The organism is Pseudomonas sp. GW823-FHT04A03, from assembly GCF_058796615.1.
Genome location: NZ_JBXAIV010000006.1, coordinates 39,551 through 60,987, shown reverse-complemented (window position 1 = coordinate 60,987; position 21,437 = coordinate 39,551). Strand labels below are relative to the sequence as shown.

16 protein-coding genes are annotated in these 21,437 nt (G+C 63.8%); 5 read left to right on the top strand and 11 right to left on the bottom strand.

The annotated features are described in order from the left end of the window. Nucleotides 1-14: 14 nt before the first annotated feature. The 6 genes from AC1Q9F_RS16825 to AC1Q9F_RS16800 all read right to left on the bottom strand — a co-directional run bounded on the left by AC1Q9F_RS16825 (nucleotide 15) and on the right by AC1Q9F_RS16800 (nucleotide 11,540). Nucleotides 15-1,565, bottom strand: coding sequence for an ABC transporter substrate-binding protein (locus AC1Q9F_RS16825; protein ID WP_492620381.1), 1,551 nt, complete (start codon nucleotides 1,563-1,565; stop codon nucleotides 15-17). A gap of 9 nt (nucleotides 1,566-1,574) precedes the next feature. Further along, on the bottom strand, nucleotides 1,575-2,207 hold the full coding sequence (locus tag AC1Q9F_RS16820) for an SCO family protein (RefSeq protein WP_115077255.1): 633 nt from the start codon (nucleotides 2,205-2,207) through the stop codon (nucleotides 1,575-1,577). Then, nucleotides 2,204-2,854 (bottom strand): SCO family protein, encoded by a 651-nt coding sequence (locus AC1Q9F_RS16815; RefSeq protein ID WP_007956112.1) that lies wholly within the window; start codon nucleotides 2,852-2,854, stop codon nucleotides 2,204-2,206. The genes AC1Q9F_RS16820 and AC1Q9F_RS16815 overlap by 4 nt, the downstream gene beginning before the upstream one ends. 13 nt (nucleotides 2,855-2,867) lie before the next feature. Further along, entirely contained in the window at nucleotides 2,868-4,790 is a 1,923-nt protein-coding gene (locus AC1Q9F_RS16810; RefSeq protein WP_492620380.1) for a YncE family protein, read from the bottom strand. Nucleotides 4,791-4,864: 74 nt separating this feature from the next. Then, nucleotides 4,865-10,711 carry a manganese-oxidizing multicopper oxidase MnxG gene (mnxG, locus tag AC1Q9F_RS16805; protein ID WP_492620379.1) on the bottom strand — a complete coding sequence of 1,949 codons (5,847 nt, stop codon included), beginning with the start codon at nucleotides 10,709-10,711 and terminating at the stop codon, nucleotides 4,865-4,867. A gap of 217 nt (nucleotides 10,712-10,928) precedes the next feature. After that, complete coding sequence (locus AC1Q9F_RS16800; RefSeq protein WP_207985642.1) at nucleotides 10,929-11,540, bottom strand: lytic transglycosylase domain-containing protein; 612 nt, start codon at nucleotides 11,538-11,540, stop codon at nucleotides 10,929-10,931. Between the two features lie 203 nt (nucleotides 11,541-11,743). Here AC1Q9F_RS16800 and gspG point away from each other — a divergent pair, with 203 nt between their 5' ends. The 3 genes from gspG (at nucleotide 11,744) to AC1Q9F_RS16785 (ending at nucleotide 14,098) form a co-directional block, all read left to right on the top strand. Continuing rightward, nucleotides 11,744-12,172, top strand: coding sequence for a type II secretion system major pseudopilin GspG (gene gspG, locus AC1Q9F_RS16795; RefSeq protein WP_492620378.1), 429 nt, complete (start codon nucleotides 11,744-11,746; stop codon nucleotides 12,170-12,172). Between the two features lie 14 nt (nucleotides 12,173-12,186). Further along, nucleotides 12,187-13,374 carry a type II secretion system F family protein gene (locus AC1Q9F_RS16790; protein ID WP_273899812.1) on the top strand — a complete coding sequence of 396 codons (1,188 nt, stop codon included), beginning with the start codon at nucleotides 12,187-12,189 and terminating at the stop codon, nucleotides 13,372-13,374. A gap of 79 nt (nucleotides 13,375-13,453) precedes the next feature. Continuing rightward, on the top strand, nucleotides 13,454-14,098 hold the full coding sequence (locus tag AC1Q9F_RS16785; RefSeq protein ID WP_492620377.1) for a hypothetical protein: 645 nt from the start codon (nucleotides 13,454-13,456) through the stop codon (nucleotides 14,096-14,098). Between the two features lie 65 nt (nucleotides 14,099-14,163). Here AC1Q9F_RS16785 and AC1Q9F_RS16780 read toward each other — a convergent pair whose 3' ends face one another. After that, nucleotides 14,164-15,063 (bottom strand): LysR family transcriptional regulator, encoded by a 900-nt coding sequence (locus tag AC1Q9F_RS16780; RefSeq protein WP_179695662.1) that lies wholly within the window; start codon nucleotides 15,061-15,063, stop codon nucleotides 14,164-14,166. A 162-nt stretch (nucleotides 15,064-15,225) separates the two neighbouring features. Between AC1Q9F_RS16780 and AC1Q9F_RS16775 the strand changes: the two genes are divergently transcribed. Together AC1Q9F_RS16775 and AC1Q9F_RS16770 are read left to right on the top strand one after the other, a co-directional pair. Continuing rightward, nucleotides 15,226-16,242: an alpha/beta hydrolase gene (locus AC1Q9F_RS16775; protein ID WP_457379319.1), complete on the top strand. Its 1,017-nt coding sequence runs from the start codon at nucleotides 15,226-15,228 to the stop codon at nucleotides 16,240-16,242. A gap of 63 nt (nucleotides 16,243-16,305) precedes the next feature. Next, on the top strand, nucleotides 16,306-17,733 hold the full coding sequence (locus AC1Q9F_RS16770; RefSeq protein WP_492620376.1) for a mechanosensitive ion channel domain-containing protein: 1,428 nt from the start codon (nucleotides 16,306-16,308) through the stop codon (nucleotides 17,731-17,733). Between the two features lie 58 nt (nucleotides 17,734-17,791). On the opposite strand, the gene ycaC is transcribed toward AC1Q9F_RS16770, so the two are convergent. The 4 genes from ycaC to AC1Q9F_RS16750 all read right to left on the bottom strand — a co-directional run bounded on the left by ycaC (nucleotide 17,792) and on the right by AC1Q9F_RS16750 (nucleotide 21,404). After that, nucleotides 17,792-18,418 carry an isochorismate family cysteine hydrolase YcaC gene (ycaC, locus tag AC1Q9F_RS16765; RefSeq protein ID WP_492620375.1) on the bottom strand — a complete coding sequence of 209 codons (627 nt, stop codon included), beginning with the start codon at nucleotides 18,416-18,418 and terminating at the stop codon, nucleotides 17,792-17,794. 66 nt (nucleotides 18,419-18,484) lie between these two features. Then, nucleotides 18,485-20,323 carry an amidohydrolase gene (locus AC1Q9F_RS16760; protein WP_085747770.1) on the bottom strand — a complete coding sequence of 613 codons (1,839 nt, stop codon included), beginning with the start codon at nucleotides 20,321-20,323 and terminating at the stop codon, nucleotides 18,485-18,487. Nucleotides 20,324-20,368: 45 nt separating this feature from the next. Continuing rightward, a complete protein-coding gene (locus AC1Q9F_RS16755) occupies nucleotides 20,369-20,995 on the bottom strand; it encodes an antibiotic biosynthesis monooxygenase (RefSeq protein ID WP_492620374.1) in 627 nt (208 codons plus the stop codon). Next, on the bottom strand, nucleotides 20,988-21,404 hold the full coding sequence (locus tag AC1Q9F_RS16750) for a DoxX family protein (protein WP_179695668.1): 417 nt from the start codon (nucleotides 21,402-21,404) through the stop codon (nucleotides 20,988-20,990). Before AC1Q9F_RS16750 ends, AC1Q9F_RS16755 begins: the two co-directional genes overlap by 8 nt. Nucleotides 21,405-21,437: the final 33 nt, after the last annotated feature.

The window sequence follows — 21,437 nt, the reverse complement described above, 5'->3', positions numbered from 1 at the left end:
ATCAGGGCCTCCGGTCAGGGCGTGGCAATAATCGGTTTGTAGGGAGCGACCAGATAAAAACGCTGGTCGGGCAAGTCAACGGTGACCACGTGCGCCCCGCTCAGGCCCAATCGTCGGCCGGGACCGAAGCTCAGGCGCGGGGTCAGGCCGGTGTCGAAGTCGTGCAGGCCTTCGAGCGCCGCCACCAGTTTTTCGCGGCTGGCGTCGCGGCCGGCCTGCTTCATGCCCTCGCTGAACAACAGCATCGAGGCGTAGGCGCCGACTTGCAGCACCGCGTGCTGGGCACCAAGGCCTTGATGCTCGCGCAACAGCGTCAGCGCCATGCGCCCGGCCTGGGTCCAGTCGCTGGGCACGAACGGATACGCCAGAAACACCCGCCGGGAAAAACCCTCCGGCACTTGCAGCAGATCCCCCGCCACCTGGCTCGACGCGGCAAACAGGTACGGCACCTGCCCGGCATTCTGCAACCCGGTCGCCAGCCGACTGAAACCACCGCCGCTGCCCAGGTAGAACACCGAGCGCGAGCCCAGGGGCAAGCTATCCGCCGCCGGGTCGTAGGCCTGCAAATGGACTTTTTGCCAGCCGTGATCCTGCAGATAGCGGCCGAGGGTCTGCGCCGCCAGCACTTGCGCCGGGTCATCGGGATAGGCAATCAGCGTCGGCCCTTGCAGCACTCTCAAACTGGCGGTGGCGTAATCGGCCAGCGCGATCAGTTGCTCGCGCAGCCCCGGCAGCGGTTCGAAAATCTGCGGGCTGGCCTGCACCGGGCCGAGCAACGACATGGCCCCGATCAGCGGCACGCCGGACTGCTCCAGACGCGGCGCCAGTTCGCTGTCCAGCGCCGGGGCCAGCGGTGCGATCAGGGCAAAGACTTTCTCTTCCTCGATCAGCCGTTGCAGGGCCTGTTCGGCACTGGCGCGATCCGGGCCGGGATCGGCCACGGTCAGGCGCAACTGCCGACCGTGAATGCCGCCGGCCTGATTGATCCGTGCCACGCTGCCGTTGAGCACCGCCGCGATGGTGGCGCCCTCCTCGGCCAGCGGCCCCTGGCTGGGCAGCAAGGTGCCCAGGTGCAAGGTCTGGTCATCGAGCCCCGGATCGCGGTCATCGGCCAGACGCTTGAGGTACGCGGTGAGGTTGCGCTGATCCTTCATCGACAGCAGGAAGCGCGGCATGCTCGGGTCGAGGCGATTGTTGCCGGGGTCGCGGCCCTGCTGAATCACCCGCGCCAGACTGCTGTCGGTGTAGGCCGGATAGTTGCGGCCATTGACCTGTTGCTGCCCATGGATGCTGGTCAGCCGCGACCAGTTGAGCTCCGGCGGACGCACCCCGCCTTCGGGCCGGCCGAGGCCATCGGCGCCGTGGCAGTTGGCGCACGGCAGGCTAGTGGCTGGCAGCAACACGTCCGCCGCGCCGACCCGCGCCATGATCGGCTCGCCGCTGGCGGACAGGCCTTCACGGTACAGGCGCTTGCCGGCGCTTTCTTCATCGGTCAGCGGCAACGCGGCCGCGCCGAGGCTGACGCCAGCGAGCAGGATCAGGGCGAGGACGCGGCCGAGGTTCATGACGCGGACTCAGCGGCCGGCCACAGGCATTGTCAGCAGCTGCAAGCGCTGGGCAATGGCGGCGGCCGGGGCGTCGGGACGGATTTTGCTCCAGCGTTTGTTGGCCACATCGCCGACGATCAACTGGGTCGAGTGCTGCTCGGGCGTCGGCACGATCTGCCCGATGCGGCCCAGTACCAGGTCCATCTGCGCCTTGTCGCCGGTAAGGAAAAGCCAGTGAGGGTCATCGGCACCCTGCTTCAAGGTGTAAGCCTTGAGCACCGCCGGCGTATCGCGCAGCGGATCACTGGTAAGGGAAATGAAGGTGATGCCGTCGGCCTTGTCGCCCAGCAGCTCGCGGACTTCCTTGAGCTTGCGGGTGATCAGCGGGCAGGCGTCATTGCAACTGGTGAAGATCACGTTGAGCAGCACCACGCGGTTGTGCAGCGCATCGCTGTAGAAACGCTGGACGTCGCCGTGCTGGTCGAGCAACGGGGTGTCGGTGAACCAGGTTTTCGCGTCGTGGGTGCCTTTGGCCGGTGCGGGCGCAGCGCTGGTCGTTGTCGTTGCCGGTGCCGGTTGTTCGTGGCCTTCGTGAGCCAGGGCCATGGCGCTGAAAATCCAGAAACAAACCGTCAGGGTGATCCAGTCCAGGGTTCTCATGGTTGTTGCTCCATGGCAATCGCGGTGTGTTTGGCGTGGGTGCGCAGGCCGCTGAGTTTTTCGACTTCCTTGGCCAGCAATGCCGGGTCGGTGAAGCCGTAGTAGCGCGTCCAATGGCGGCTGTTGCCGTCACCGACGAGGATCAGCGGCTGGTGATTCTTGAAGTCGCCGCTGAAACTGCCGAGGCCCTTGAGGGTGGCGGTGATCGATTGCGGCGAACCGGTGAGCCAGCTCCAGCCCGGGCCTTTCTGGAAGGTGCGGGCGTAATCCTGCAAGCGTTTCGGGTCGTCGCGCTGCGGGTCGATGCTGATCGACACCAGCTGCACTTCCGCGCCGACCCGGGCACCGAGCTGTTTCTGTACTTTGCCCATGATCGACGAGACCACCGGGCAGACCGTGGTGCAACTGGTGTAGATGAAACTCATGACGACGATCTTGTTGTGCACCAGATCCTGCTCCAGGTGCACGGTCTTGCCGTTCTGGTCGAGCAGTGGCACATCGGCGAACTTGACCTGGGCGTGCTCCTGGCTGTTGGCGGCCGGTGCGGTGTGCCCGGCATGCTCGTCCGCCGAGTGGGCGCTGGCCTGCTGGATACCGACGGCCAACAGGCACAGGGTCAGCAGGCCACGGGATGCAAATCGGTTCATGGTCTTTTCCTCGTCACTGAGTCTGGCCGGGCAGCACCCGGACACTGGCAAATGTCTTGTCGTCGAAACCGGCGCCCAGCGAGGCCGCGCGCACATGCAGGTACCAGGCGCCGCTGCGGTCGAGGGTCACCGGCGCTTCGTACACGCCGTCGGCGACTTCCCGTGCGGCCACTTCACGGGGCCGGGAAGTCGGCGCGAGGAAGTAGCGCAACTGCACGTCGGTCACGCCGCTGCGCTGGATCTTCTGTTTGCCCTGGACGATGCGAAAACGCACCACGTAGGGGTCGTTGAGGGCCACGGCGGTCTTGTCCAGCAGGAACTCGACTTTGGGCGCCCCCACATGTTTTTCAGGCGCGCCGTCGGACGCCACCTGGGCGCTGAAGCAATGAATGATGTTCGGCTGGTTGAGCAGGAACGCCACGTCGAAGCGCCCCGCCGCCGGCAGTTTCACCCGGGCGCTATAGAGCCCCGGCGACACTTCGCGCAGGCTGCGATCGATCACCAGCGCGGCGCGGGCGATCTGCCCCCGGTTGGGGTAACCGGACATCGGCGCGTTCATGCCTTCGGCGTAGAAATAGGTGGTGTTGTCCACCGGGTTGACCACGAACACCGCGTTGTCATCGCGCGATACGGCGAGGCTCGATGCCAGCGGTAGATCCCCGGCCAGGCGTGGCGGCTGCGGCCCGGCCTCGAAACCTTGAGTAATCGGCTGACGCCCTTCGCCCAGCGAGGACAGGTTGATCATGGTGACTTTCGGCGAGGCCAGTCCGCGTACGTAGGCATAGGCCTGGGTGAACACCACTTGATAGGGTTCGGCTGAAACCTCCAGATCATGGATCGCCGAATCGTTGGCCGCGTCGATCACCGTGGCGCGGTTTTCCAGCGTGTTCAGCACCACGCCAAAACGGCCGTCGGCGCTGAAGCCCATCGGGCCGAGGCCCTGTTGCAGCTTGATCACCCGGCGTACGGCGCGGCTGTTGCTGTCGATCACGGTGACGGTGCCGTCCTTGCCATCGGCCACGTATACCGCGCCGGACAGCGGCGAGTATGCCACCGACAACGGGCTGGAGCCGGTCTTGACCTGTTGCAGCAGGCTCAGGCTGGCGATGTCGATAACGCTCAGGGTGCCGTCGTCGCGGTTGCTGACGAAGGCGAAACGGCTGTCCTTGCTGAAGGTGATTTCGTGATGGCCGCGCCCGGTCGCCAGGTGTTTCAGCGGTTTGAGGCTCTGAGTGTCGATCACCGTGACCCCGGATTCTTCAGCCTTGCTCGCGTTGTTGCCGACCCACAGCAGGCGCTCGTCCGGTTGCAGCGCGACCCGCACCGGTTGGCTGCCGGCGGCCACCGAGTCGATGACCTTGAATTGCTCGCTGTCGATCACCGCCACTTCCCCCGCCGTCGGCATCGACACGAAGACCTTTTTGTTGTCTTTGGGCGTGACCCAGTCCATCGGCGATTGCTTGAGTTCGATCCGCGCCAGGGTGCTGGTGATGCCGCCGACCGAGACTGACGGATCGACCACCGAAACGCTGGCATCGCGGTTCATCACCAGCAGGAAATAGCTGTTGAGGTCGAGCAGCGGCCGCGCGCCGATGTTGGATTTGAGGAACGTACCGACCCGCGACTTGCAGCTCTGGTCGCGGCCCTGGGCCTGATCGGCGGCGATGGCTTGCGGATCGATCCACGCCCCCGGCGCCACACCGGACAGCGGCTGGCCGGACGCACCTTCGGTGACGCGAAACTGCACGTCGGCGAACTCCCCTTCACGCAGCTGACCGTCGCTGGCCAGCGGCTTCAGATCGAAGGCGATCGACACGCCGTCGCGGGTCAGCACCTGCTCCGCACTGGTTTGCGCCAGGGCAATCTCGCTCAGCGTGAGCAGCGCGCCGGCCATCGCCAGCAGGCAGACGCCGATGATGTTGATGATCCTGTTCATACATCTCTCCCCTACAAACCTTTCCCCACCTGTGGGAGCGGGTTCACCGGTTCCCACAGGTCGCGCATTGGCGCCTATTGAGCAGGCGGCGCCGGCTCCGGCTCATTGGTCACCCGCAGCAATCCCCACAGCCCCGAGGTGTTGCCATAGGCGGCGTAATCGCGGAACAGGTAGTCCCCCGGTATCGCGTTGCTGCCCCCGGCGCTCGGGATCATGAAGCTGAAGTGCGCCGCCGGCAGGATGCTTTCGTGAGCGCCGATGTACATCGACATCGGGTTGTAGCCGAAGCGCACCGAACCCACGCCCGGCGCACCCATCGGGTAGCCGCCGGTGTCGCTCTTCTCGGCCTGGAACGGGTTGAGCGACCAGACGTGTCCGTCGAGCTGGAACGTCGTGCCGCGACTGCCGCCGCTCGGCATCAGGATGTGCGTACGGAACGGCTGACCCGGTTTGGCATACAGCACCGGCGTCTGCGGATCGCCCCCCACCAGCGCATTGCTGTAGGCCATGTGCGCGTTGGTCATGTCGCCATAACCCGCGCCATCGGCATGGCCGAACGGCGCATCCGGAGCGAGGCCGAAGCGGTACCACAGCGGTTCGGTCTTGTAGTTGATCGCCATGCTCGAGTTGTCCTGCGGATCGGTCGGCACGCCGAAGCCCTCCGCAGCGATGCCTTCGACCGGCCGGCCATTGGCCCAGCGGGTGTTCAGCGCCTTGTGCCAGACCATCGCGAAGTCGCGGTAAGTCGTTTGCCCCGGAGCGGTGACCGTGGCGTTGACCTTGCGCGCATCGTCGACCCAGGTCGCGCCGATCGGCAGGATGCTCATCGCACCACCCAGGCCTTTTTGCGGCTGCTTGATCACATCCGCCGGGGTGAAGTTCAGGCCACCGAACTCCACGGCCGTGGCGTTGATGTTGTCGACACTGCGACCCAGTTGCGTGACCGGTTTGCCTTCACGCTCCAGGTGCCCGGCGTAGTACTGATAGGTACGGGTCGGGTAGGCGCCGCTGCTGCCAACCCGTGGCGGTACGGTCTGGGTCGGATTGGCGCCGACGTTGGTGCCGTCGGATTTGGTGATGTCATAGGCCAGCAGTTGGGCGTGCAGACCCACGTGGCTGGACGGCCGCATCAGGTTGTTGCTGAACGTGGTCGAGCCCAGGCCGCTGTTGCGGTCGCGCTTGACCATGCCTTGCATCACCGCCGTCTGGGTCAGGTCCGGCATCACGCTCGGCAGACGGTTTTCCAGAGTGATGTTGATGCAGTCCCCGGCCGCTGCGCGCAGCACCAGCGGTTCGACCGGAATGCCGGGTTTGAGCTTGCCGCTGACCGGATCGAGGTCGGACTTGCGCACGTACAGGATCGCCGTCGGATCATGCAGCGGCCCGCTCTGACCACCAATGGTGATGGTCTCGCCGTCCTCCGGATCAGTGACCGTGACTTGCGGGATGCTCACCGTGCGCGAGTTCAGCACCAGGGTGCCGCCCACCGGATTCAGCGGCCCGCCGACATGCTGACCGAGCCCGGCCGAATCGCCGATGCTCAGGCCCAGCGGATTGCCGAGGATGTCGTTGGCCAGCGCGGCGACCACTTCATAGTTGCGCTGCACCGTCGGCCGGGTGCCGATGCCGTTGGGGTTGGCGCTGATCCGTGGGCAGCTGCCTTCGAACGCCACGGTGTTGCGCATGCCGGCCGGGCTCGGGTTGTTCGGGATGGCGAACAAGTCATTGCGTTTGGCCGTGTAGTTGCGCATCACGCCCCAGATCCCGCTCCAGTAGCCTTCGATCGAGGCGTCCATCGAGTACAGATAGTCACCGGTGGTCGCCGCAGAGCTGGACAGCATCGACACAGGTGCGATGAAGCCCATCTGTTCGGAGATGCCGATCATCTGCGAGGCGCGCCAGCCGGAGTTGGAGCTGTTGCCGAAACCGGAACCGCTCTGCAGCCACTTCACGCCGTGCAGGGTGACGTTGTGCTCTTCCTCGTGGCCGCCGGCATGTACCCGCAGACGCACGTTGTCGCCGGTGTAGGTACGCAGCATCGGGGTGAAAGGATCGCCCGGCTCGCTGCCGCCCTTGTTGATGTGCGGCGGGAACAGCGTGGTGCCGCCAGTCGGGCCGGTGGCGGCCGTCACCAGGTTCGGTGCCAGGTTCATCGCCGGAATCGCGCGGTCGGTGCGGCTTTGCATGGCGTACGCCAGATCGCCGCCGAGGCCGTCGGCCTGCATGCCGCGCTTGCCGTCCGGGCCGACCTTGTTCGGGTCGTAGACCCGCAGGGCCAGCGGCTCGTTGCGATAGTTGACGACAAACATGCCCGGGTCATCCACGGAGATCGCTTGCGGGCAAGGCCGGCTCGGGCAGCCCGGCACTTGGCCGCCCTGCACTTCCAGCACGCCTTCGAGCAGGGTGCTGGCGTTGTTGCGCACCGGCGGGTTGATCGCGTAGCGGAAGCTGTCTGCGGTAGCCGGGAACGCTTGCGGATTAGGCACGCCGTTAGGGCCGGCGCCCACGTACACACCGGCTTCATAGGCATGCTGGAAGTCGCTGTATTCGAGGAAGAACTCACGGAAGCTGTCGTTCTTGCCGTCGCCGTCGAGGTCGCCGGTGTTGATCACCGCCTGCCACGAAGTCGGCCCGCCGTCCTGGCGTGCGCCGCTGTAGAGAGGCTCGCCGGTTTCGGCGTGGAACCAGGTGGAACCGGCCGGTTCCGCCAGCACCGTGGCATACAGCCCGATCTGCTGGTGAGTCGATGGGCCGAGGTGGTCGTGGGTGAAGATGGTGCCCAGCCCACGATCCACGCCCTTGGCGTTGACCACCGGGTCGACGAACCAGCGTTGCATGGCCGTGCGCGCGCCCATCCAGTCACTGCGCCCGAACTGACCGAAGAACGGATGCGCCTTGGCTTTCGGACAGGCCTGGGTGCCGTCGCGCGGGTCGGTGCCTTCGCACTGGTTGAATTCGCGGATCGCGTGAATGCGTTCCTGAACAGCGCCTGGGGAGAGCACGCCGTCCTCGTAGTTCCAGCCGTTGGAGGAACCGTCAGCGGACGTCAGGTCCCACTTCGGCAAATGAATATGCTGGCCGATTACGTCGGTCGGGGTGCGCACCTGATAGTCGTCCATCTCGTAGGTGGCAGGCACCAGGTTGGTTTGCTGGTATTGCACGCAGTCGAAGGTGTTCATGCGCATCACCAGCGGCTCTGGCGGACGCTGCTTGGTGATCACCGGCCAGGCGTCTTCCCACAGCGCCAGAATCCGGGCTTGCGGGAAGTGATAACCGACCTTGTTGTAGACCGCGTCGAACTGGATATTGGCGGCCTTGTAGATCCGTGGCCGGTCGGCGGTGAAGGTCGAGGCGCCGACGAAGGACATGCCGTCCAGCCGATCACCACTGGCGAACTCACCGGTGCCGGCGCTGCTGGTCAGGCGTTTTTGCCGGTCGTCCATGCACGGTTCGTAGTACGGCGCGCCGGCAATCGGCAAGGCGCCATTGGTGCGGAAAGCCTTGGCCACGATCTGATTGCCGGGCAGCAAGGCAAAGCTTGGGTGGTCCTTTTTCGCGTGGAACGCCATCGCCGCCTGTTCCACTTCGGTGCCCTCTTCGGGCAGGTAAATCGGTTTGGCGCGGGTGACTTCCTTGGAGAAGTCCAGCGAGGTGGTCACGGTGTGCGCCGCGCCTCCGGCCGACACCCCGTCGAGGGTGTGACGCTGCAAGCCGCCGTCCCAGCCGCCGGACTGATTCGGGTCGAGGTTGGCCCACAGCGCTTTGCCGCTGGCTTTCAACGATTGCGCGGTGGTAGCGTCGAGCATGTCCAGCGGTGGGGTTGGCGGACGCTGGCCCACCGAACTTTCCATGCCGCCGATCCAGAACGGATAGCCAGGGTTTTTCAGGCTGCCGTCGGCGTTGCGGTTGGCTTCGCTGCGATCGACCAGTGCCAGGGAACCGATGGCTTGCGAACCACCGTTGCCGCCATGGTGTTCGCCGTCGTCATCGCCCTCTTCTTCCTCATCGTCGTCATCGTGGCCGGCGACCAGGGTTTCACCGATTTTCGGTACCACCACCACTTTGCCCGGCATCGGGGCCATGGCTTTGCCGGGCAGCGGCACGACGGCAGGAATCGGCGTGCCGGCAATGATCTCGCCATCCGGCAAGGCGCGGGCACCGGCGGCCGGTTTACCGCTGCGCAGTGCGTAAGGTTCGCTGTGATAACCATCGGCGCCCTGTTGCGAGACTTCCAGCCGGGTGCCTTCCTCGAACACATCGTGCACCCGCCACATCGACCACATGCCCTGGGCGAAATGCGGGTAGAAGTGGCAGTGATAGATCGCATCGCCGGCCACCCGGTTGCGGTTGCCGGAGCCGCCGTTGGCGATTTCGTAGGTATAGCCGGCGCCGGGGCCAATGCCTTGGGCATCGACGTAATCGGAGTTGTCGTCGTTGGGGTTGAACAGCCACTGATGGCCATGCAGGTGGAAGATGTGCTGCTCGTGGCCGTTGTGGGTGTTGCGGAATTTGACGAAGTCACCGATGTAGCTGTGGTTGACGTTCGACGGCTCCGACGGATACAGGGCCATGGTGGCCTTGACGCCGACCTGATCGGCGCTCGGTGTCTGGCCGGGGGCGATGTTCTCAAGCCCGGTGTTGGCCGGCACGTCCACCAGCATCGCCACGTCACCGACGGTGTGCGAGCTGAGGAAGAATTCTTCGTAGGCGCACGACAGGCAGTCGTGCATCGGACCTACGCCGAGGCGGTTGGCGACCACTTCAGCGCCCATGCCGCCGGAACCGTAGTTGATCATGAACGAGTCGCGGGTCGGCTCCAGCACATGAGCCATGACCGGGTCGGCCCAGTAGGCGGGGAATGCCTGGGTAGCGGCGGTTTCGTCCTGGAACTGCGAGGCGAAATCGCGAAACGGCTCGAGGCGGTTGGGGATCGCCGGGTTGCGTTTGCCCACCGATTCCAGTGGATAGGTGCTGGGCGCAAAACTGCCATCGGCGTTGCTGCCCATGACGATTGCATCGCTTTCGCTGGAGATGATTTCGTTGCCGTCGACCATGCTGATAATCGGCGTACCGGCCTTGCCTTCACGCAACCACGGTTCGCGCTGCGGGTAGCGGGCCTGGTAATCGACGATGGGGTGACCGGCTGGTGTGCGGCCGGTGGTTGCCAGACGCATTTCTTCTTCGGTGAGGGTGTTGCGATAGGTGCGTCCCGATTTCGGCACCACCACGACCTGGCCGAACAGGCCGTTGGCGACGTTCCCGGCCGCGCCCTCCCCGCCGAATGTCGCGCCACGGCTGCTGACGGCAAACGCCCCTTCGCGCTCCGCATACAGAACATACGAACGGCTTGCACCCGGCGGCACCAGGGTGTTGGCGTTGCGCCCGGTGTAGGAGGAAATGTCGTCGATGCTGTTCACCGCTTGCAGGCCGTTGACCTGGAAACCGACATGGCGGTCGGCGACCTGCTCGTCGACCTTGAAGTCTTCAGCGCCGCCGGCGTTCTCGATGCCCTCCTCGCCTTCTTCTTCGCCCTCGGGCCCTTCGAAGTGCTTGTTGGGGTTGGCCTGATAATCGAGCAGGTTCTGCAGATTGATCGTCAGGCAATCACCGGCAGCCACCCGCAGCACCAATGGCCGCGGACGCTTGTCCGCACGCAGCGACACCTTGCCCGGCACCGCGCTGCCGCCGTAGGCCAGCGAGACGTCATGGTCATCGACCACATCGCGGCGCAACGCGAACATCATCCCGTTGACGTTCTGCGCACCGAGGCGGTTGAACATCAGCGGTTGATCGAAGGCGACCACATTGGCCACCAGATTGCGCTCGCAGCGCACGGCGGCGCTGGCCAGTTCGACGCTGAGCATCGAAGCCAGCAACAGCAGCCAGTTCAACAGGGACGGTGCGTGGTGAATGCCAACCATGATCGGAAACCTCGTAGTGGGTGCTCACAGGGAACGATTCTCGATAAACCCCTTGGAGCAATCCGCGTGCCACAAAAAATTGCTTTCCATCTCAACCAGTTACACAAACCACTTGAGAATCCGGGGGATATTCCCCACCCGATTCCCCACTTTTTCCGGGGCCATCGGTTTGCCCCGATAGTGGGGAAAGCCGGGGCTGGATTTACAAAGAAAGGCTTTACAACGGTGCATCCACCGCCAGCCCCTGCAAACGCCGGTACTGACGCAAAACGCTCGGCACGTAACGCTGGGTTTCGGCGAACGGCGGAATCACCCGGCCCCGGCTGAGCACCGCGTCAGGCCCGGCGTTGTAAGCCGCCACGGCCAGGGCGATGTCGTTGTCGAACAGGGTCATCAGGCGTTTGAGGTATTTGGCCCCGCCCTGGATGTTGGCCTTGGGGTCGTAGACGTCTTTCACCCCCAACTCACGCGCGGTGTCGGGCATCAATTGCATCAGTCCGCCGGCGCCCTTGGGCGAGGTGGCGCCGGGGTTGTAGTTGGATTCGGACTTGATCACCGCGTGCAGCAAAGCCTCGGGCAGGTGATTGGCGCTGGCCGCCGCTGACACCAGCTCGGCGTAAGGCTGGTTGGCGATCAATTGCGGTTGCCGGTCAAGGCTGACCAGGGGCGCATCGGACTCACGAATCACCCGCTCGTAAGTGCGTCCGGGACGGTGGACGTTGGACAGCACGTAGCTGCCCTTGGCGTCCACGGAAACGAAGACATCGGCTTGCGCGGCACCGCTTAACATCAAGCAGCCGAGCAGTCCTGCAGTGAATGAATGGATCATTGGGCCTCCCCTGACAGGCCCCGAAAAATTGGGGGAAATGCCCCACTGACCCGTCGTCAATCAGCCGTACGCAAGCACTGTGCCGACTCTTGAAAAGCCCGTAATACAAGGGCTTCAGCCCGGCAGCCGAAATAATCGGGGGCTGAGCATGGCAATTGCATAAGCCCTTTCGGCGACACGGCTGCCACTCACGGGAGGTCATCATGAAGTTGCATTTTCGTCCGCGTGCCCAACGCGGTTTCACCCTGCTCGAATTGCTCGTGGTGCTGGTGGTGCTCGGCCTGCTGGCCGGGATCGTCGCGCCCAAATATTTCGCCCAGCTGGGGCGTTCCGAGGTGAAGGTCGCCAAAGCGCAGATCGAAGGCCTGGGCAAGGCGCTTGATTTGTATCGGCTGGAGGTCGGCCACTACCCGTCCACCGAACAGGGTTTGCAGGCGCTGGTGACCGCACCGAGCGACGAAGCCAAATGGACCGGCCCGTACTTGCAGAAAAAACTGCCGCAGGATCCGTGGGGGCGTAACTACACCTACCGCTATCCCGGCGAAAACAGCGAGTACGACCTGCTCTCGATGGGCAAGGACGGCCAGCCTGGCGGCGAAGGCGAAAACGCCGAAGTCACCAACTGGCAATAAGCGGAGCACACGGCATGCGATTTCAACTCAAAGCAGTGGGCAAGGCCGGGGTGGTGTCGCTGAGTGTCGAGGCACCGGGTCAGAGTGAAGCGCGGCGCATCGCCGAGGATCAGGGCTTGCGCGTGGTCAGCCTGCACGCCGAGAGGCACTGGCGTTCGTTGCGCCTGAGCAAGCGTGAAACCTTCAACCTGGTGCTGTTCAGCCAGGAACTGACCACCCTGCTCAACGCCGGCCTGCCGCTGATCGATGCGCTGGAAAGCCTGGCCGAAAAAGAAACCGCCCCCGCCGCCCGCAAAACCTTGAGCGAGCTGGTGCGGCTGCTGTACGAGGGCAAATCCTTCTCCCAGGCACTGGGCCAGTTGTCGGCGGTTTTCCCCCCCTTGTACGTTGCGCTGGTACAGTCCAGCGAGAAGACCGGCGCGGTCGGCGATGCGCTGGGCCGTTACGTGAGCTATCGCCAGCGCATGGACGAGGTGCGGCAGAAGATCGTCAGCGCCTCGATCTACCCGCTGCTGTTGCTGGTGGTCGGCGGTGGCGTGGTGCTGTTTTTGATGGGCTACGTGGTGCCGCGCTTCAGCCTGGTGTTCGAAGGGCTGGGCTCGAACCTGCCGTGGCTGTCGCAGATCCTGATGAGCAGCGGCATGTTTCTGCACGCCCATCAGGGTGAGTTTTTCGGCCTGTTGGCGACGATCATCATCGCCCTCGCCGTGCTGCAGAAACAACCGGCGTTTCGCCGTGGGCTGGATCGGCTGGTAGAGAAACTGCCCGCCGTGCACCAGCGGATTTTCATGTATGAGCTGGCGCGGTTTTACCGGTCGCTGGGGATTCTGCTGCAAGGCGGGATTCCGCTGGTGACGGCCATGGGCATGGTGCGCGGCCTGCTCACCGTGGCCTCGCGAGCACGCCTGGATCAGGCCTGCGAGCGGGTGCGCGAGGGGCAGTCGCTGTCCACCGCGCTGGAGCTCAACCGTCTGGTGACGCCCGTGTCCCTGCGCCTGCTGCGCGCCGGCGAACAGTCCGGCAACCTGGGGCAAATGATGGAACGCAGCGCCGATTTCTACGACGAGGAAATCAGCCGCTGGATCGAGTGGTTCGTGCGTCTGTTCGAACCGCTGCTCATGACCTTCATCGGCCTGTTGATCGGGGTGATCGTGATCCTGATGTACATCCCGATCTTCGAACTGGCTTCGAGTATCCACTGACCTCGGGAACGGGTCGGATCACACGCAAAAACAAGGCACATCCACGTTCCCAATCAAGACAACAAAGACGGAGAACGATATGCACATTAAAAAGCTCGTGCTCGCAATGGCCATCGGCGCAGTCCTGTCGGCGTCTACCGTACTGATTCCGGACAGCCTGTCCGGGGTGTCGAGTGTTCAGGCCAAGGATGGGGGAAGTGGGGGCGGTGGTGGAGGTAGTGGCGGTGGTGGAGGCGGAAATGGCGGGGGTGGCAGCGGAGGCGGTGGCGGCGGTAATGGAGGTGGCGGCAGCGGTGGCGGTGGTGGCGGTAATGGAGGTGGCGGTGGCAGCGGTGGCAATGGAGGTGGTCACGGCGGCAGCGGCAGTGGCGGCAACAGTGGCAGTGGCGGCGGTGGCAACAGTGGCCACAGCGGCAGTGACCACGGCTCGGGCCATTCCGGCAACACGGCGTCATCCGGTCGCAGCGGCACGCATTCAGAACCCGGCGACGACCATGGTGTGCATCGGTCCGGAGAGGTCGGCGATGACCACGGTGTGCATCGAGCCGGTGAAATCGGTGATGACCATGGCGTGCATCGCGCTGGAGAAATCGGTGACGACCATGGCGTACATCGCGCTGGTGAAATCGGTGATGACCACGGCCTGCATGCGGCGGGCGAACCCGGTGACAATCGCGGGGTTCACGTCGGCGGTGAGCCTGGCGATGACAAGCGCGCCAACTGATTCAGCCTGAAATACTTCCCCCCTGTGGGAGCTAGCCTGCTAGCTCCCACAATGTTTTTCAGCGGCTACAAAATCGCATGTGCCTTATCCAGCCGCTCCCGCAAAAACTCGATCAACGCCTGCACCGGCCGCGACGCCTGACGATGCTGCGGATACACCGCCGACAGCGTCAGCGGCTCCGGCCGAAACTCGTCCAGCACCGGCACCAGTCGCCCATCCTTCAGCGCCGCGCCGACAATGAACGTCGGCAGATAGGTAATTCCCATCCCCGCCACCGCCGCATCCCGCAGCAACTCACCGTTGTTGACGCGCATCCGCCCGGTGACATTCACCAGCAGCGGCTTGCCCTGCCCCGCGTTGAACCGCCATTGCACCGAGCGCCCGTGACCGTAAGGCAGGCAGTCGTGGCCGAGCAGGTCTTCCGGTTTGACCGGCGTGCCGCGCTCCGCCAGATACGCGGGGCTGGCGCAATACACCCGCTCGATTGACGCGATGCGTCGGGCGATCAGGGTCGAGTCTTCCAGTACGCCAATGCGCAACGCCAGGTCGTAACCCTCGCCGAGCAGATCCACCGGCCGGTCGCTCAGATCCACCTCCACCGTGACCTCGCGATAACGTTGCAGAAACGGCGGCAGCAAACAGCCCAGATGCGCCAGCGCAAACGACAGCGGCGCACTCACGCGAATCGCCCCGCGCGGCTCGGCGGTCTGCCCGGCAATGCCCTGCTCCACCGATTCCACTTCGCCAAGCAAGCGCAGCGCCGACTCGTAATAGCTCTGGCCCAGCGGCGTCACGTCCAGGCGCCGGGTCGAGCGGTTGAGCAATCGCACGCCGAGGCGCTCCTCCAGTTGCATCAACCGACGGCTGACAAACTGCTTGGACAGGCCCAACTGATCGGCCGCCGCCGTGAAGCTGCCGGAGTCCATCACCTGGCAAAAAATACGCATGTCTTCAAACGGGTTCATTGTCACTCTCTGGTTGACAGTTAAACGCTTTATAGCCGCTTTTTCACTTTCCGGCACCTCATTAATCTGTGCTCACGGTGTTGCTGAGGCCTGAAGCCCAGCGCCACAGCAGCCCGATCCCAAGGCATACAAAAACTCAAACGACTTAAAAAGGAATTGCACATGAACATCAAGAAAACCCTCGCCGCGTCCCTCCTCGCCCTGTCCATCGGCAACGCATTCGCCGCCGAAGGCACTGGGGTCGAACACACCACTCAGGCCTTCCTCGACGCCCTCGCCGCTGGCGGTGGCAAACCGCTCGAGCAACTGAGCCCCAAAGACGCCCGTGCGGTGCTGACCGGTGCTCAGGCTTCGGTGAAGGTTGATCTGTCCGGCGTTGAAGTCAGCGACAAGGCGATCAAGGTCGATGGCCAGACGATCAACCTGAAAGTGGTGCGTCCGGCCAAGGTCAAAGGCGAGCTGCCGGTGTTCATGTTCTTCCACGGTGGTGGCTGGGTGCTGGGCGACTTCCCGACGCACCAACGCTTGATTCGTGATCTGGTGGTGGGCTCTGGCGCGGTCGCGGTGTATGTCGATTACACGCCGTCGCCGGAAGCTCAGTACCCGACCGCGATCAATCAGGCTTACGCGGCAACCAAATGGGTCGCCGAGCACGGCAAGGACATCGGGGTCGACGGCAAGCGCCTGGCGGTGGCCGGAAACAGCGTCGGCGGCAACATGGCGGCAGTCGTGGCGTTGATGGCCAAGGAACAGAAAACCCCGGCCCTGCGCTTCCAGTTGCTGATGTGGCCGGTGACCAACGCCGGGTTCGATAACGGCTCGTACCAGCAGTTCGCCGAGGGCCACTTCCTGACCAAGGGCATGATGCAGTGGTTCTGGGACAACTACACCACCAACCCGGCCGAGCGTGCGCAGATCCATGCCTCGCCGCTCAACGCCAGCGCCGAACAGCTCAAGGGCCTGCCCGCCGCGCTGGTGCAGACCGCCGAGTTCGACGTGCTGCGTGACGAAGGCGAAGGCTACGCCCGCCACCTCGACGCGGCCGGTGTACCGGTGACCTCGGTGCGCTACAACGGGATGATTCACGACTTCGGCCTGCTCAACCCGCTGAACGGGATTCCTGAAGTGAAAGCCGCCGTGCGCCAGGCCGCAGCGGAACTCAAGACCCATCTGAACTGAGTGCAACCCCTCGCCACACCTTCGGGTGTGGCGTTTTCTTTTGTGCCCGCCGGAGTTCATCCCATGAGCCTTTTTTCTGCCCACCTGCTGTCCTGGAGCGCCCTGCTGCTGGTGCTCGATACCCTGCTCTGGCATCTCGCGCCGTTCAAGCATCGCGCGCAACGGGTCGCTGTGCGACTGGTGCTGTTTCTGGCCTTCAACGCATTGGCCATCAATGCCGGTGTCAGCCCATTGCAGGCGCCGTTGTTTGCCGATGACCCGGTGGCGCAACTCGGGGCGACGGCACTGGGGATTCTCTGGTGGCTGTACGCGGCGCGGGTGCTGACCGAAGTCATCGGCCTGATCCTGATGCGCCGCATCGGCCACAGCGGCCGGCTGTTGCAGGACGTGATCGGTGCGCTGGTGTTTCTGGCGGCCATTGTTGCAGCTGCCGGTTATGTGCTGGATCTGCCGGTCAAAGGCCTGCTCGCGACCTCCGGCGTGGTGGCGATCGTCATCGGTCTCGCGCTGCAAAGCACCTTGGCCGACGTGTTTTCCGGCATCGTGCTCAACACCACCAAGCCGTATCAGGTGGATGATCTGGTGGTCATCGACGGCGTCGAAGGCAAGGTGCTCGACATCAACTGGCGCGCCACGCACCTGCTGACCAGCACCGGCACCCTGGCCGTGGTGCCGAACTCGGTGGCGGCCAAGGCCAAGATCGTCAACCTCAGCCGCCCGAACAACCTGCACGGCGTTTCGATCAGCATCAAGGTGCCGAACCACATCCGCCCGCGCCGGGTACTCGACGCCCTCGACCGCACGCTGCAAGGCAGCAGCAGCCTGTTGCTGTCGCCTGCGCCGAAAGCCGTGTTGAAAGAGGCCGGCGACGAAATGTCGGAATACGTGGCCAGCGGTTTCATCGCCGAACTGGGCAAGAAAAGCGACGTGCGCAATCAACTGTTCGACCTCGCCCACCGCCATCTCGAGGCGGCCGGCATCTCGCGGCACCCGGACGGCGTGATCGAACCGTCGACCCGCGCTCGCGCGTTGCTCGACGAAGTGAAAATCTTCCGCTCGCTGAGTCATGAGGAACGCGATCGCCTCGCCGAGTCGATGGTCGCGCAGCAGTACAGCGCCGGGCAGGTGGTGCTCAATCTGGAGGAAGTCCCGGACAGCCTGTTCGTGATCGCCACCGGCGTGGTCAGCGCCAGCGTGCCGGACGGCAATGGCTTCACCGAGGCCGGGCGCATGGGGCCGAGTGAGGTCATGGGTGAGCAGAGCATTCTCGCGGATACGCCTTCGCAGGCGACGTTTACCGCACTGACGTCTTCGATCATTTATCGCCTCGACAAGAATCTGACTCGCCAATGCATGGAACAGCGCAGTGAAGTGGGTCGGGCGTTGAACAAATTGCAGGCGGTGCGGCAGCAGAACAGTCGGTTGGCGTTGATGGCCAAGCCTGTGCCGGTTCGTAAGGGTGGGTTTTTGGGGTGGTTGCAAAAGCGCTGAGCCCTTTTCAACAGGCAAAAAGATGCCCGCCAATGTGGCGGGCATCTTCGTTACAGACTTACTGAGCGGTGAACTTGGTGTAGCTGTTGATCAGATTGCGATAGTTAGGCAGACGCTGCGACAGCAGATTCGCCAGGCCTTCCATGTCGTTGCGCCAGTCGCCCTGCAGCTCACAAGCCACAGCAAACCAGTTCAACAGGTGCGCGCCGGCAGCGGACATGCGCGCCCACGCCGCTTGTTGCACGGTGGTGTTGAAAGTGCCGGAAGCGTCAGTCACCACGAACACTTCAAACCCTTCAGCAATCGCCGACAGGGTAGGGAACGCCACGCACACGTCAGTCACCACACCGGCGATGATCAGTTGCTTGCGGCCGGTGGCCTTGATGGCCTTGACGAAGTCTTCGTTGTCCCAGGCGTTGATCTGGCCAGGGCGGGCAATGAACGGCGCGTCCGGGAATTGCTCTTTCAGCTCAGGCACGATCGGGCCGTTCGGGCCGCTGTCGAAGCTGGTGGTGAGGATGGTCGGCAGGTTGAAGAACTTGGCGATGTCACCCAGCGCCAGCACGTTGTTCTTGAATTCGTTCGGCGAGAAATCCTGCACCAGCGAGATCAGACCGGTCTGGTGGTCGACCAGCAGAACCACGGCGTCGTCTTTGTTCAAGCGTTTGTAAGGAACGTTGCTCATGTGAAACTCCTCGGGGATGGGTGATGCGGCAAGCGCCGGCCACGAAGGCCGGCGCCGTTTACGGGATCAGAAAGCGAAGCAAGAGCAACCGAACGCGCCCCAGAAACCGGCGAAGTCGCTGACCGGCGCATTCGACATCCGCGCCTTTTCATGGCTGTGGGTGTGCACCGCGCACGGGCCGCTGCACTGGTGCACCTGGGCTTGCAAGGGCGAATTCGGGCGCCAGTGGCCCGGGACTTTCACCACTGGCGACCAGTCCGGCAGCACCGGCAATGCACGTGGGCCGAGGTCTTCGAAGTCGCCAGCGGAATAAACGATTTTGCCGCCGACCACGGTCAGCACCGATTCGATCCACTTGATCGCTTCTTCCTCGACATGGAAAAAGTCCGCGCTCAGCGCCGCCAGATCCGCCAGTTGTCCGACCTTGATCTGGCCCTTCTTGCCCTGCTCGGACGAGAACCAGGCGCTGCCGTGGGTGAACAGTTCCAGCGCGGTGGTGCGTGGCAAACCTTCTTCGTACAGCGCCAGACCGCCGACGGTGCGACCGCTGACCATCCAGTACAGCGAGGTCCACGGGTTGTAGCTCGACACGCGGGTGGCATCGGTGCCCGCACCCACCGGCACGCCTTCGGCGAGCATGCGTTTGATCGGTGGCGTGGCTTCGGCGGCTTGTTTGCCGTAGCGGTCGACGAAGTATTCGCCCTGGAACGCCATGCGATCCTGAATCGCGATGCCGCCGCCCAGCGCTTTCACTCGCTCGATGTTCTGCGGGGTGATGGTTTCGGCATGGTCGAAGAACCACGGCAAGCCGTTGAACGGAATGTCGCGGTTGACCTTCTCGAACACATCCAGCATGCGGCTGATCGATTCGTTGTAGGTGGCGTGCAGACGGAACGGCCAGCGCTGCTCGACCAGGTGGCGCACCACCGGCTCCAGCTCCTGTTCCATGGTCTGCGGCAGGTCCGGGCGCGGTTCGAGGAAGTCTTCGAAGTCGGCTGCCGAGAACACCAGCATTTCCCCGGCGCCGTTGTGACGCAGGAAGTCATCGCCCTGGTGCAACTTGACGCTGCCGGTCCAGTTCTGGAAGTCGGTCAGTTCTTCTTTCGGCTTCTGGGTGAACAGGTTGTAGGCGATGCGCACGGTCAACTGGTCGTCTTTGGCCAGTTGTTCGATCACCTGATAATCGTCCGGGTAGTTCTGGAAACCGCCGCCGGCATCGATGGCGCTGGTCAGGCCGAGGCGATTGAGTTCGCGCATGAACTGGCGGGTCGAGTTGACCTGATATTCCAGCGGCAGCTTCGGCCCCTTGGCCAGCGTCGAGTACAGAATCATCGCGTTCGGCCGCGCCACCAGCATGCCGGTCGGGTTGCCGTTGGCATCGCGCACGATCTCGCCGCCCGGCGGGTTTGGCGTGTCACGGGTGTAGCCGGCGACGCGCAACGCAGCGCGGTTGAGCAGCGCACGGTCGTACAGGTGCAGGATGAACACCGGGGTGTCCGGCGCCGCCTGGTTGATTTCTTCGAGGGTCGGCATGCGCTTTTCGGCGAACTGGAATTCGTTCCAGCCACCCACCACGCGTACCCACTGCGGAGTCGGCGTGCGGTCAGCCTGATCCTTGAGCATACGCAGCGCATCGGCCAGCGACGGCACGCCTTCCCAGCGCAGTTCGAGGTTGTAGTTCAAACCGCCACGGATCAGGTGCAAGTGCGAGTCGTTGAGGCCGGGAATCACGCAGCGGCCCTTGAGGTCGACCACTTGCGTACCGGCGCCGCGCAGGGCCATGGCTTGCGTATCGTTACCGACGACGACAAAGCGGCCGTCCTTGATCGCCACGGCACTGGCGAGGGGTTTTTCGCGGTCTACCGTATGAAATTGGCCATTGAACAGAATCAGATCGGCGTTCATCGCAGTTCCTTCGAGATAAGTGAAACGGAGCCCGGATCCGCCGCTTCAGCGTGGCGGATTGGCGTTGGATTCGAGGTGTTTCTTTGACTGACCGGCTTCCAGCCACGGCGCGAACAGACGGGTCACGGGCGGCATGAACACGTAGACCACCGACACCACGATGGTCAGGGTGATCAGGAACGTGGCGACCACGTAGTTGGAGAGAAAGGCATTGAGTTGCAGCAGCGGCCCCCAGATCAGCGGCACCAGCAAGGTATGCGGCAGAATCACCAGCAGCGTCACCACGGCCTGCTTCCAGCGCGGTGGTGGCGAACCGGCCTCGGCCGTCGGCGTGAACCAGAATTCATTGGCTGCGTTGACTTCGGTCTGGTCGCCGTCGGCGAGCATCGGCGCCGCTTCATCGATCAGCTTCTGACGCTGCGGCGAATCGAGCCAGCGCTGCATCGCTTCGGTCGAGCAATAACGCAGCACACAGGTGAACAGCGCGAGCCCGCCCTGCTGGCTGCGCATCACGTCCACACCCAGATGCCCTTCTTCGCGCCCCGCCACGCTGACGATATTGCGCAGCCAGGCTTCGTAAGGCGCTTCAAAACCGGCCTTGACCCGGTGCTTGACGATCAGCGTCACGGTTTCTTCGGGTCCCGGTTTTTTCAGGGTCTGGGCATCAGGCATAACGGAGTACTCCGGGCAAACGAACATTGAGCGCCAGCCGTCCCGGCCCGGCGATCAGAACAGTGGTGAAGAGGATCAACAGCAACCAGCCGAACTGCCCTTCGGCCACACTCCATTGCGGATGCACAAGCAGCAGCGCCACCAGCAGCACAAACAGAATAGGCAAGCACGCCAGACGCGCCAGCACTCCGGCGACGATCAGTAGCGGACAGAGGACTTCGGCGAAGATCGCCAGAATCAAAGTGAGGTGAGCACCGAGGTGGAACGGGTCTTCGATCAGTTGCAGCTGCGCGGTGAAGTCCAGCAGCTTGGGCAAGCCGTGGACGAACAGCAGAAACAACCCGCCGGTCACCCGCAGGAACAGCAGGCCGAGGTTTTGCGCCTGGTCATCGCGTTGTACAGCGTTCATGGGCCCACCCTTGATCAATCATTGCAGGGAATA

Coding starts and splice junctions, on each gene's coding strand:
- AC1Q9F_RS16825 (WP_492620381.1), bottom strand. CDS start 1,565: ATGAACCTCGGCCGCGTCCTCGCCCTGATCCTGCTCGCTGGCGTCAGC.
- AC1Q9F_RS16820 (WP_115077255.1), bottom strand. CDS start 2,207: ATGAGAACCCTGGACTGGATCACCCTGACGGTTTGTTTCTGGATTTTC.
- AC1Q9F_RS16815 (WP_007956112.1), bottom strand. CDS start 2,854: ATGAACCGATTTGCATCCCGTGGCCTGCTGACCCTGTGCCTGTTGGCC.
- AC1Q9F_RS16810 (WP_492620380.1), bottom strand. CDS start 4,790: ATGAACAGGATCATCAACATCATCGGCGTCTGCCTGCTGGCGATGGCC.
- mnxG (WP_492620379.1), bottom strand. CDS start 10,711: ATGGTTGGCATTCACCACGCACCGTCCCTGTTGAACTGGCTGCTGTTG.
- AC1Q9F_RS16800 (WP_207985642.1), bottom strand. CDS start 11,540: ATGATCCATTCATTCACTGCAGGACTGCTCGGCTGCTTGATGTTAAGC.
- gspG (WP_492620378.1), top strand. CDS start 11,744: ATGAAGTTGCATTTTCGTCCGCGTGCCCAACGCGGTTTCACCCTGCTC.
- AC1Q9F_RS16790 (WP_273899812.1), top strand. CDS start 12,187: ATGCGATTTCAACTCAAAGCAGTGGGCAAGGCCGGGGTGGTGTCGCTG.
- AC1Q9F_RS16785 (WP_492620377.1), top strand. CDS start 13,454: ATGCACATTAAAAAGCTCGTGCTCGCAATGGCCATCGGCGCAGTCCTG.
- AC1Q9F_RS16780 (WP_179695662.1), bottom strand. CDS start 15,063: ATGAACCCGTTTGAAGACATGCGTATTTTTTGCCAGGTGATGGACTCC.
- AC1Q9F_RS16775 (WP_457379319.1), top strand. CDS start 15,226: ATGAACATCAAGAAAACCCTCGCCGCGTCCCTCCTCGCCCTGTCCATC.
- AC1Q9F_RS16770 (WP_492620376.1), top strand. CDS start 16,306: ATGAGCCTTTTTTCTGCCCACCTGCTGTCCTGGAGCGCCCTGCTGCTG.
- ycaC (WP_492620375.1), bottom strand. CDS start 18,418: ATGAGCAACGTTCCTTACAAACGCTTGAACAAAGACGACGCCGTGGTT.
- AC1Q9F_RS16760 (WP_085747770.1), bottom strand. CDS start 20,323: ATGAACGCCGATCTGATTCTGTTCAATGGCCAATTTCATACGGTAGAC.
- AC1Q9F_RS16755 (WP_492620374.1), bottom strand. CDS start 20,995: ATGCCTGATGCCCAGACCCTGAAAAAACCGGGACCCGAAGAAACCGTG.
- AC1Q9F_RS16750 (WP_179695668.1), bottom strand. CDS start 21,404: ATGAACGCTGTACAACGCGATGACCAGGCGCAAAACCTCGGCCTGCTG.